Here is an 11692-nt window from a genome sequence, read left to right as displayed (position 1 = left end):
GCGATCCGCCCGCGTCCGCCAGGCCAGGAAGACCATGCGTCCCCAACCTTTCTCCCGCAAACCGCTGAGCCTGGCGCTGTCGCTGGTGCTGATGCCGGCCATGGCGATGGCCCAGAACGTCTCCGGCGACCAGCGCTTCACCCCGGTGCTGGGACAGGCGACGCCGCTGTTCCCGCAATCGCCGCAAAGCCAGCAGGCCACCTCGCAACCGTTGTATGCGCAACCGGGCAATGTCGATTACCGCGCCAACGCCGGCGTGCAGCGGGTGGTGGTGGAGGTGGATCGCGACGGCGTTCCGGCCGACGGCCAGTCGCCGGTGCACGTGGTGATCCAGTTGTTCGGTGCCGATGGCAAGCCGCTGGCCGGCGAGGCCTTCGCGACCGTCGAGAACTCCGGCGGCCGCATCAAGCTGCCCGATGGCCGTACCGACGAACTCGGCCCCGGCCACCTGGACGCCGACAAGGTCACGCCCGGCGTGCAGGTGCCGGTGCGCGACGGCCGCGCCGAGTTCGACCTGCTGGCGCCGCACGACCCGCAGGACGTGCTGCTGCGGGTGACCTCCGGCGGCGAGACCGCCGAGGGCGTGGTCGGCTTCGTGCCGGAAATGCGCGAGATGATCGCGACCGGCCTCATCGAGGGCGTGATCAACTTCCGCCGCAAGGGCGACAACCTGATCGACGGCAGCACCCGCGGCGATGGTTTCGAGCGGGAAATCCGCCGCTGGGAAAAGCAGTTCAACAACGGCAAGGCCAATGGTGCGGCGCGCGCGGCGTTCTTCGTCAAGGGCCGGATCAAGGGCGAGTACCTGCTGACCGCCGCCTACGACTCGGACAAGGAAGTGCGGGCCCGCCTGCTGCGCGACATCCAGCCGGAGGAGTTCTATCCGGTGTATGGCGACGCGTCGCTGCGCGGTTTCGACGCGCGTTCGGCCGAGCGCCTGTACGTGCGCGTGGACAATGGCCGCAACTACCTGCTGTACGGTGATTTCCAGACCGGCGACAGCATCGCCACCCAGACCGGCGTCGGCTTCGGCGAGCGTGCGCCGCAGCGCGTGCTGGGCACCTACAACCGCACCGCGACCGGACTGGGCTGGCACTTCGAGAACGCGCGCGTGCGCGGCAACGTGTTCGCCATCGAGGACTCGCTGCGCCAGGTCATCGAGGAACTGCCCAGCCAGGGCAGCGGCCCCTACGGCCTGCGCAACAACGCGGTGCTGGAAGGCAGCGAGCGGGTCGAGGTGGTGGTGCGCGATCGCAACCAGCCTTCGCGAATCGTCTCGGTGCGTCCGCTGGCCCGGCTGGTGGACTACAGCTTCGAGCCGTTCTCCGGCCGCATCCTGCTCAACAGCTTCCTGCCCTCGTTCGATGGCGATCTGAATCCGGTATCGCTGCGCATCACCTACGAACTGGATCAGGGCACCGAAAAGTTCTGGGTGGTCGGTGGCGACGCGCAACTGCGGGTCGGCCAGAACGGCGAGATCGGCGGATCCTACGTGGACGACCGCAATCCGTTCGCCAGCTTCGAGATGGGCAGCGCCAACGTCGGCTACCGCCTGGGTGAAAACACCTGGCTGGTGGCCGAGGCGGCGCGCACGCGCAGCGAGGTCAACACCAACTCCATCAACCAATACGGCACGCCCGCGTTGCAGGGGCTGAGCGGGCTGGTGGAAGGCAACGCCTGGCGCGTGGAGCTGGGGCATGCCGGCAAGAGAGCGGACCTGAAACTGTTCGCCGGACAGTCGGATCCGGAGTTCAACAACCAGGCCTCGCCGTTGTACGGCGGGCGGGGCGAGTACAGCCTGACCACGCGTTACCGCTTGAACGAGCGCTTCGAGCTGTACGCGGAGGGATTGCGCAGCGAAGACCGCAATCCCGACGGCGGCGAGCGCAACGCCGGCAGCGTCGGCACGCGCGTCAAGGTGACCGACAAGCTGACCCTGGATTTCGGCTATCGCGCCATCCGCGAAACCGTCGGCGCCTACTACACCTGGGCGACCAACAGCGGCTACGGCAACCTGGGCGGCCTGTCCGGCGGCTACGCCACCGGCGCCGGCGGCGGTGCGCTCGGTTACGGCCAGCAGCCGCTGGACCCGTTGACCGGCCTGCCGATCATCAGCAACGGCAACCCCAACGATGTCGCCAGCGGCCTGCCGGTCGGCACCGAGCTGTCCTCGGACATGCTGCGCTTCGGCGTCGGCTACCGCGCCAGCGATCGCCTGAACCTGGGCGGCGAGGTGGAACAGGACATCCATGGCGAGGATCGCAATCGAATCGCCCTCGGCGTGGACTTCCAGTTGCGGGAGCGCAGCCGCCTGTATGGCCGCTACGAGAAACAGACCGGGATCAGCGGTGTCAACGGCCTGACCCAGGACGGCCGCGAGGCCGATACGGTGGCACTGGGCGTGGATACCAGCTTCCTGCGCGATACCCAGCTATTCTCGGAATATCGACTGCGCGACGCCATCGCCGGTCGCGACATCCAGGCGGCCTCGGGCATGCGCAACCGCTGGGACCTGCGCGAGGGACTGCGCCTGGACACCTCGCTGGAGCATACCAACGTGATCTCCGGCAACGTCGGCGATTCGACCGGGATAGGCATCGCCCTGGACTACAGCGCCAATCCGCTGTGGCGCGGCAACATCCGGCTGGAACACCGGATTTCCGACGACGTCGCCGAAACCCCGACGGACGAGGCCTACAACACCACCCTGTTGCAGTTCCTCGCGGCGCGCAAGCTCAACCGCGACTGGACCGTGCTGGCACGCAACTACCTGCTGCGCACGGTCTACGCGGCGCGCGGCGACGTGCTGCAGGATCGCTTCCAGGTCGGCGTGGCCTACCGCGATACCGACACCAACCGCATCAACGCGCTGGCGCGCTACGAGTACAAGCTGGAGAAGGACGAGAGCGGCATGGACGGTTCCGGTTTCGGTTCCGATACCGGCCAGGACATCCGCACCAGCGCGCACATCGTGTCCGCGCACGCCGACTGGCATCCATCGCGGCCGTGGTGGCTGACCGGGCGGGTGGCGGCGAAGTGGCAGCAGGACAGCTTCTTCTATGCCGACACCGGCCGGGTCAACGACGATTTCCGCGCGGTGCTGCTGTCGGGCCGCGTGGTCTACGACATCACCGAGAACTGGGACATCGGCGTGCTGGCCTCGACCTTCCGTGGCCAGTACGGCGCCAACCAGTACGCGTTCGGCGTGGAAGTCGGGCGCCTGCTGCGGCAGAACCTGTGGCTGTCGGTCGGCTACAACGCCACCGGTTTCCGCGGCGACGAGGACCTGACCGGCTACGAGTACACCCAGCAGGGCGCCTTCATCCGCCTGCGCTTCAAGTTCGACGAAGACCTCTTCCGCAGGGAAGACGCCCGCTACCGCGATCCGGTGCGCTGAGGAACCCCATATGACCATCACCAAGTCCACGCTCATCACCGCCGCCGTCCTGGCCGCCCTGGCCGGCACGGCCGCCGCGCAGCAGACCCAACTGGTTCCGCCGCGCGATCGCATCACCGACGAGGCCATCCATGCCGATCTGTCCGGCTACGAGGCCACCCAGGGGCGTATCCAGGCGCTCAACGACGGCGGCCGCCCGGTGCGCGACTACCACCTGTCCAAGGCCCAGTGCTGGCTGGACGTGTCCTTCCACGAATACACCCGCAACGATCGCAGCGCGTTCCCGCAGGAAGCGCTGACCGAATCGGAGAAGCTGATCGTGGGGATGGAGCAGGGCGTCTCGCCGCTGCCCACCGACACCCCGCTGGTCAACGGCGCGGCCCGCGTGCGCGAGGACCTGTGGAAGCGCCTGGGCGCGATCCACGGCACGCCGGGTTTCGCCTGCGCGCAGCAGGCGGTGGCCTGCGGCGAAGTGGAACTGGTGCATGCCGGCAACGAGTTCAACCAGCAGCAGTGGCGCCATTCCAAGCCCTATATCCAGATAGCCGAGGACATGGTGAGCGACGCCGAGGCGCTGGCGCGCCAGTGCGGTGTGGCCGCCATGCCGGCCGCACCGGCGGTGCTGACCGCCAACGTGTTGTTCGAGTTCGATCGCGACGGTCGCGGCGACATCCGCGCCTACTCGCTGCAGAGCCTGGAGCGGGAGCTGGCGCGGGTGCGCGAGGAAGGCCTGACCCTGGCGTCGGTGGAACTGGTGGGGCATGCCGATCGCCTGCAGGGCCGGGGCTACGACTACAACCAGGGCCTGTCAGAGCGCCGCGCGCGCACGGTGCGGGAATGGCTGATCGAGCGAGGAGTGCCCGCCGAAGCCATCCGCTACACCTTCCGCGGCGATACCGAACAGGTGCAGGCCTGCGATGGCGTGAAGCCGCGCGAGGCGCTGCGCGAATGCCTGATCCCGAACCGCCGGGTCGAAGTCAGGCTGCAAGCGGGCGCGACCGGGGAAAAGCCCGCGCCGGGCCTATAATCCGCCGGTCCGGGGATGTTCGGACGGCGCCGGGGAGGGCGGCCGTCCCAGTCGCCCGGTCGGCGGCTAGGCATCCCTGAGGACCCCCATGATCGAACCCTCTCCATCGGTCGTTTCCACGCGCGACGCGCGTATTCCGCTGATCGGGCCGCTCCTGCGCGGCGTGCTGGACTGGTTCCGCGACGTGCCGATTGCCGATCCGGTGGATCGCCGCAACGCGCCGATGATCCAGGTGATCTCGCTGCTGCTGGCGATGTTGCCGCCGCTGGCCTGGATCTACCGCGCCTCGGTGGACATTCCCTGGCGGCCGGGCGAGATCGCCAGCATGGTGTTCAGCCTTGCGGTGAGCGCCGCGGCCGGCGCCAGCTTCTGGCTGATCCGGCGCGGCAGGTTTGGTGCGGCGTCCTACCTGCTGCTGGCGGTGTTCGCGGTCACCGTGGTGCCCAGCTATCTGTCCACCGGATTCGACGCGCAGGTCTACGAGCAACCGATCCTGGTGATCTGGATGGCCATCGCGGGCCTGGTGATCGGCCGGCGCGCCTTGTGGGTGATGTTCGCCTGCATCGCCGTGGCGTTCTGCGGTGGCATGTGGCTGGAGATCGCGCGCGACGGCGAGGTCTACAACCGGTTGGTCGATCTGGCCGCGCGCTTCGCGATGTTCCTGATGATCGCGGTGGTGCTGGATCGCAGTTCCGTGGCGCTGCGCGAAAGCCTGCGCGAGGCCAACCAGCGTGGCAATGCACTGGCCGAGAGCAACCGCCTGCTGGAGCAGGAGGCGCGCGAACGCGAACGCGCGCAGGAACAGCTTATCCACGCGCAGAAGGTCGAGGCGGTGGGCCGGCTGGCCAGCGGCGTCGCCCACGATTTCGGCAACCTGCTGTCGCTGATCCTCGGTTATGCCGGGCGCGGCAAGCGGCAGGACGATCCGGCCGCGCTCAAGGAAGCCCTGGCCGGGGTGGAATCGGCCGCGCGCCGCGCGACCCTGGTGACCCACAAGCTGCTGGCGTTCGCCCGACAGGACGAGACCCACCTGCAGACGTTCGATGCGGGCGAAAGCCTGCGCGAGTTGCGACCGATGCTGCGCCAGTTATTCGACCCGACGGTCGATGTCCGCCTGGACGTGGCGGAGGGATTGCGACCGATCCGCTTTGATCGCACCCAGTTCGAACTGATGGTGCTGAACATCGCCGCCAACGCCAACCACGCGATGCCGGGCGGCGGCGTGTTCGAGGTCACCGCCGGCACCAGCGCGAGCGGTGTCGCCATCGGCTTCCGCGACACTGGCACCGGCATGACGCCGGAGGTGCAGGCGCGCGCGTTCGACCCGTTCTTCACCACCAAGCCGGCCGGCGAGGGCACCGGCCTGGGCCTGTCGGTGGCGCGCGATCTGATCCAGCGCGCCGGTGGCCGCATCGGTGTGGACAGCGTTGTCGGCGCGGGCACCGTGATCCGGATTGAGTTGCCTGTGGCGGGCTAGGGATCAGGCGCAACTCGCAGTTTCCAAATCGGATGGTCCCTTCCCCCGCCTGCGGGGGAAGGGCGCGCGACCGCGCCGGATGGGGGCGCTCTTCGCGCGGATCCTCGCCCCCATCCGCCTTCGGCACCTTCCCCCGCGTCGCGGGGGAAGGGGAGAGAAAGGGAACGGCGAACTGAGCGTTTTCCAAGCAGAAGAACGGAACCCACGGATGGCATAGATTCCCCCACGCGCCTGGACATGTTCCCTTCCCCCGCTTGCGGGGGAAGGTGGCGCGCCCGCGCCGGATGGGGGCGCTCTTCGCACGGATCCTTGCCCCCATCCGCCTGCGGCACCTTCCCCCGCGTTGCGAGGGAAGGGGACAGGGGCAAGGGAACCGCGAACTGAGCGTTCCCTTCAAACGGGAAAACAGAACCTGCGGACGGCATCCGTTCACCCCACGCGCTTGGATCCGCCATCAAACAGCACCATCTCGGTTCCAGGTTTTCACCGTTTTCCAGGAGATTTCCCGGTATCGTCGCCGCCATGCCGCTGGACTCGTTCCATCCCGCCGTCGCCCGCTGGTTCGGGCGCACGTTTCCCGGGCCCACGCCGGCCCAGCGCGCCGCGTGGCCGGCGATCCGCGCGGGCCGCCATACGCTGGTGGCGGCCCCGACTGGTTCGGGCAAGACCCTGACGGCCTTCCTCGCCGCGCTCGACGACCTGGTCCGGCGCGGGCTGGACGAGGGCGGGTTGCCGGACGAGACCGCCGTGGTCTACGTCTCGCCGCTGAAGGCGCTGTCCAACGACATCCACCTCAACCTCGACGCGCCGCTGGCCGGCATCCGCGCCGAACTCGCGGACATGGGCCTGCCCGATGTCGAGATCCGCACCGCGGTGCGCACCGGCGACACGCCGGCCGGCGAGCGCCAGAAAGTGTTCCGCAAGCCGCCGCATGTGCTGGTGACCACGCCCGAATCACTGTACGTGCTGCTGGGCTCGGCTTCCGGCCGCAGCATGCTGTCCAGCGTGCGCACGGTGATCGTCGACGAAATCCACGCGGTTGCCGCCAGCAAGCGCGGCAGCCACCTGGCGCTGTCGCTGGAACGCCTGCAGGCGCTGTGCGCGCAGCCGCCGGTGCGGGTCGGCCTGTCGGCGACCCAGAAACCCATCGACGCGGTGGCGCGCTTCCTGGTAGGCGCGGGCGAAGGGCCGGAACCGCCGCATTGCGAAATCGTCGACATCGGCTACGGCAAGCAGCGCGACCTGGCACTGGAGCTGCCGCCGACGCCGCTGGGCGCGGTGATGTCCAACGACCAGTGGGAACAGGTCTACGACCGGGTCGCGGCGCTGGTGCGCGAACACCGCACCACGCTGGTGTTCGTCAATACCCGGCGCATGGCCGAACGCGCCGCCCGCCACCTCGGCGAGCGGCTGGGCAAGGAAGGCGTGGCGGCGCACCACGGCAGCCTGGCCAGGGAAGCGCGGCTGGATGCCGAACAGCGGCTCAAGCGCGGCGATCTGAAGGTGCTGGTGGCGACCGCGTCGCTGGAACTGGGCCTGGACATCGGTGACGTGGATCTGGTGTGCCAGTTGGGCTCGCCACGCTCCATCGCCACGTTCCTGCAACGCGCGGGCCGTTCCGGCCATGCGGTGGGCGGGGTGCCGAAGGCGCGCCTGTTCCCGCAGTCGCGCGACGAACTGATCGAATGCGCGGCGCTGCTGGATTGCGTCCGCCGCGGCGAGCTGGATGCGCTGCGGATCCCGGTCGCGCCGCTGGACGTGCTCGCCCAGCAACTGGTGGCCGAAACCGCCAGCCGCGAATGGGACGAGGACGCGCTGTATGCGCTGGTCCGGCGGGCGGCGCCATATGCCATGCTGGCGCGCGAGGATTACGCGGCGGTGGTGCGGATGCTGGCCGAGGGCTTCAGCACCCGGCGCGGCCCACGCGCGGGTTATCTGCACCGCGATGCCGTGCATCACCGCTTGCGTGAGCGCAAGGGCGCGCGGATGACCGCGCTGATGTCCGGCGGCACCATTCCCGACACCGGCGACTACGCGGTGATCCTGGAACCGGAAGCGCACACCATCGGCACCGTCAACGAGGACTTCGCGGTCGAAAGCCTGTCCGGCGACGTGTTCCAACTGGGCAACGCCAGCTACCGCATCCTGCGGGTGGAACCGGGCCGGGTGCGGGTGGAGGATGCGCGCGGCGCACCGCCCAACATCCCGTTCTGGCTGGGTGAGGCACCCGGACGCAGCGATGAACTGTCGTTCGGCGTGTCGCGCCTGCGCGAAGCCGTGGCCGCCGCGATCGTCGCGGACGGCGTGGACGCCGGCATGCGCTGGCTGATGCAGGAGGTGGCGCTGGACGAGGAAGCCGCGCGCCAGATCGCCGACTACCTGGACAAGACCCTGGCCGCGCTGGGCCAGGTGCCCAGCCAGTCGCGGATCGTGCTGGAGCGTTTCTTCGACGAATCCGGCGGTACCCAGCTGATCCTGCATTCGCCGTTCGGCAGCCGGCTCAATCGCGCCTGGGGCCTGGCCCTGCGCAAGCGCTTCTGCCGCCAGTTCAATTTCGAATTGCAGGCCGCCGCGACCGAGGACGCGATCATCCTGTCACTGTCGACCAGCCACAGCTTCCCGCTGATCGAGGTCTCGCGCTACCTGCATTCGTCCTCGGCGCTGGACGTGCTGATCCAGGCGCTGCTGGATGCGCCGCTGTTCGGCGTGCGCTGGCGCTGGAACGCCACCACCGCACTGGCACTTCCGCGCTTCGTCGGCGGCCGCAAGGTGCCGCCGCAGTTGCAGCGGATGAAGTCCGAGGATCTGCTGGCGACGGTGTTCCCGGATCAGGTGGCCTGCCTGGAAAACATCGTCGGCGAGCGCGAGATTCCGGATCATCCGCTGGTCGCGCAGACCCTGGACGACTGCCTGCACGAGGCGATGGACGCCGATGGCTGGCTGCAACTGCTGCGCCGGCTGGAGGCCGGGGAGATCGAAGTCGTCGCGCGGGATCTGCCATTGCCGTCGCCGCTGGCGGCCGAAGTGATCAACGCGCGTCCCTATGCCTTCCTCGACGACGCGCCGCTGGAGGAACGCCGCACCCAGGCGGTGCAGAGCCGGCTCTATCGCGAGGCCGAATCGGCCGATGAACTCGGAAAACTGGATACCGGCGCGATCCAGGCGGTGCGCGAGGAAGCCTGGCCGCAGCCGCGCAATCCCGACGAGATGCATGAAGCACTAACCGGCGTGGGCGCCATCACCGCCGATGAAGCCGCGGACAACGCCGGCTGGCAGGAATGGCTGCGGGCACTGGCGGCGGACGGACGCGCCACCCGCATGCAGGTGGGCGACGGCGGCGCGCGGGCGCTGTGGCTGGCGACTGAGCAGTTGCCGATGCTGCGCGCCTTGTTTCCCGCCGCGCCGATCGAGCCGGTGGTCGAGGCGCCCGACGAATACGCACAGGTCGACTGGCCGCGCGAGACCGCGTTACGCGAGCTGCTGCGCGCGCGCCTGACTGCGCTGGGGCCGGCGCCCGCCACCGCGCTCGCGCATTCGCTGGCATTGCCGGTGAACGAGGTGGATCCGGCATTGCTGGCCCTGCAGAGCGAAGGCTATGTGATGCAGGGTCATTTCACGCCCGGCGCGCACGAGGAGGAGTGGTGCGAGCGTCACCTGCTGGCGCGCATCCATCGCTACACGCTCAAGCAACTGCGGCGCGAAATCGAACCGGTCGAACCGCGCGATTTCCAGCGCTTCCTGTTCGATTGGCAGCATCTGAGCGAGGCGGAGCGGGTCAGTGGACCGGAAGCGCTGGCCGGCGTACTGGGGCAACTGGAAGGATTCGAAGCGCCCGCCGCCAGTTGGGAAGCGGACCTGCTGCCCGCGCGCGTGCGTGGTTACGCGATTCATTGGCTGGATGATCTGTGCACCGCGGGACGCACGCTGTGGACGCGGCTGCGTCCGCCTGCGAGCGAGGGTGGCGGGCGCGGCAATATTTCGTTGCGCGGCACGCCGATCCTGCTGTTGCCGCGTCGCCAGGCGCCGCTGTGGACGCGCCTGGCCCCCGCGCCGGTGGACGATGACGATTTGGGTTCGCGCGCGCGCCGCGTGGTGGATTATCTCGGCGCGCACGGCGCCTCGTTCTTCGATGAAATCGGCGACGGCGCGCATCTGTTGCGCACCGAACTGGAAGACGCGCTGGCCGAACTGGTGGTGCGGGGCCGGGTCCATTGCGACAGTTTCGGCGGCCTGCGGGCGTTGCTGGTCCCCGCGTCCAAGCGCGATGGCGGATCCCGCCATCGCCGCCGCAAGCCGATGTTCGGCATCCAGGACGCCGGCCGCTGGGCGCTGATCCGCGCCGGTGCGCCATCGGGCAGTGGCGAGGCCCGGGCCGAGGCGGTCGAACACGTCGCGCGCATGCTGCTGCGGCGCTACGGTGTGGTCTGCTGGCGGCTGCTCGAACGCGAGGCCGCATGGCTGCCGCCCTGGCGCGAGCTGGTACGGATCTACCAGCGCCTGGAAGCACGCGGTGAAATCCGCGGCGGCCGCTTCATCACCGGCATCCCGGGCGAACAGTTCGCCTTGCCGGAAGCCGTCGCCGCGCTGCGCCAGGTGCGCCGCCGGCCCGCCAATGGCAAGTGGCTGGCGATCGCCGCCACCGATCCGGCCAACCTGCTGGGCACACTGCTGCCGGGCGAGAAGGTCGCGCGCGTGCCCGGCGCGCGCGTGCTCTATCGCGATGGCCTGGCGGTCGCGGTGCTGGTGGCCGGCGAGACGCGTTTCCTGGAACTGCTGTCCCTGCCCGAGCAGCAGGAGGCCAGCCGTGTCCTGCTGCGGGCGGTGCCCACCGAGATGGAATCGCCACCGGTACCGGCGCGCGCAGGATAGGCCCGTCCTCCATTCCGGCGGGGCGTGTCGGCCCGCGATGGGTCGGCTTCCCGGCCACGTCGTCCGGGATTGGGTTTCGCCGGAAGTGCCGGCGTTTCAGTCCACCGGAAGCGGCGTGGGCGCACAGGCCGGCATCTGTCTGGCCTGATAGCGTTGCCAGAAATGGTTGGCCATGCGCAGGGCGGCGGCGTCGGCTTCGCGGCGCATCGCCTCGTTGCCGCAGTCGGCGGTGGTCTGGCGGAACAGTATCAGCCAGCGCAGGAACATGGCTTCGGTCAGCCCCGCCATGCCCAGATGGCAGCTCACCGGTGCGCCATGGAAGCGGCGCGTGCCGCGCAGCAACGACGACCAGAATGCGACCAGCAGCGAATGATGCGCGGCCCAGTCCCGCACGCGCGCTTCGAAGAAGGGACCCAGCAGGTCATCCCGACGCACGCGCAGGTAGAAGGTCTCGACCAGCCTGACGACATCGGCCTCGCTGCACAGCCCGAGTCCCGGGCCGCCGTCTTCGGAAGGATGGATGCGCATGGCGGCTTTCCGGAACTTCGACCCGGGCACCGTATCGCATCGCGAACCGGTTCAAATTGATCGCGATCAAGCCGCGTGCACCATGCCGCGGATCAGCCGCTGCAACCTCCGCAGCACACCGAGGCAATGCGTTCGATCTGGGTCAGGCGCACCGGATGTCCGGCCTGTTCCATGATGAACACCAGTTCGATGTCCATCACCACGGTGGAGATGCGCAGCTTGCCCGCCTTGGCGTCCAGGTCGACCAGGCCGGCGGGATCGAATTCCTGCAACACCCGTTCGATGGTGATTGGATCCACGGACGGGCCGGGGAGGGGAATGTGGTATTCCATGGCGGTACCGACAGTCAGTGTGGGAAAGGAAATGCGACGGTGAAAGCAGGAGCGCCGGCAAA

The 11692-nt window shown here is 68.9% G+C and carries 6 protein-coding genes; 4 read left to right on the top strand and 2 right to left on the bottom strand.

What is annotated here, in order from left to right; all coding sequences use genetic code 11:
* Window positions 1-34 precede the first annotated feature (34 nt).
* From FHW78_RS00880 to FHW78_RS00865, 4 genes are all read left to right on the top strand, one after another.
* Complete coding sequence (locus FHW78_RS00880; RefSeq protein WP_183636526.1) at window positions 35-3397, top strand: hypothetical protein; 3363 nt, start codon at window positions 35-37, stop codon at window positions 3395-3397.
* Window positions 3398-3407: 10 nt separating this feature from the next.
* Complete coding sequence (locus FHW78_RS00875) at window positions 3408-4424, top strand: OmpA family protein (RefSeq protein WP_183636523.1); 1017 nt, start codon at window positions 3408-3410, stop codon at window positions 4422-4424.
* 88 nt (window positions 4425-4512) lie between these two features.
* Window positions 4513-5901 (top strand): ATP-binding protein, encoded by a 1389-nt coding sequence (locus tag FHW78_RS00870; protein ID WP_183636521.1) that lies wholly within the window; start codon window positions 4513-4515, stop codon window positions 5899-5901.
* Window positions 5902-6423: 522 nt separating this feature from the next.
* The gene (locus FHW78_RS00865; protein WP_183636519.1) at window positions 6424-10770 is read left to right on the top strand and encodes a DEAD/DEAH box helicase; all 4347 of its coding nucleotides are present in this window, start codon (window positions 6424-6426) and stop codon (window positions 10768-10770) included.
* A 96-nt stretch (window positions 10771-10866) separates the two neighbouring features.
* Here the strand turns inward: FHW78_RS00865 and FHW78_RS00860 are convergent, their stop codons facing one another.
* Together FHW78_RS00860 and FHW78_RS00855 are read right to left on the bottom strand one after the other, a co-directional pair.
* Window positions 10867-11298, bottom strand: coding sequence for a group III truncated hemoglobin (locus tag FHW78_RS00860; RefSeq protein ID WP_183636516.1), 432 nt, complete (start codon window positions 11296-11298; stop codon window positions 10867-10869).
* Window positions 11299-11390: 92 nt separating this feature from the next.
* Window positions 11391-11597, bottom strand: a complete 207-nt coding sequence (locus tag FHW78_RS00855) for a hypothetical protein (protein ID WP_183636514.1) — start codon at window positions 11595-11597, stop codon at window positions 11391-11393.
* Window positions 11598-11692 lie beyond the last annotated feature (95 nt).

Source organism: Pseudoxanthomonas sp. OG2 (assembly GCF_014192765.1).
GTDB classification, from domain to species: Bacteria; Pseudomonadota; Gammaproteobacteria; order Xanthomonadales; family Xanthomonadaceae; genus Pseudoxanthomonas_A; species Pseudoxanthomonas_A beigongshangi.
This window is presented reverse-complemented; position numbering and strand designations above follow the sequence as displayed.

Coding starts and splice junctions, on each gene's coding strand:
- FHW78_RS00880 (WP_183636526.1), top strand. CDS start 35: ATGCGTCCCCAACCTTTCTCCCGCAAACCGCTGAGCCTGGCGCTGTCG.
- FHW78_RS00870 (WP_183636521.1), top strand. CDS start 4,513: ATGATCGAACCCTCTCCATCGGTCGTTTCCACGCGCGACGCGCGTATT.
- FHW78_RS00865 (WP_183636519.1), top strand. CDS start 6,424: ATGCCGCTGGACTCGTTCCATCCCGCCGTCGCCCGCTGGTTCGGGCGC.
- FHW78_RS00860 (WP_183636516.1), bottom strand. CDS start 11,298: ATGCGCATCCATCCTTCCGAAGACGGCGGCCCGGGACTCGGGCTGTGC.
- FHW78_RS00875 (WP_183636523.1), top strand. CDS start 3,408: ATGACCATCACCAAGTCCACGCTCATCACCGCCGCCGTCCTGGCCGCC.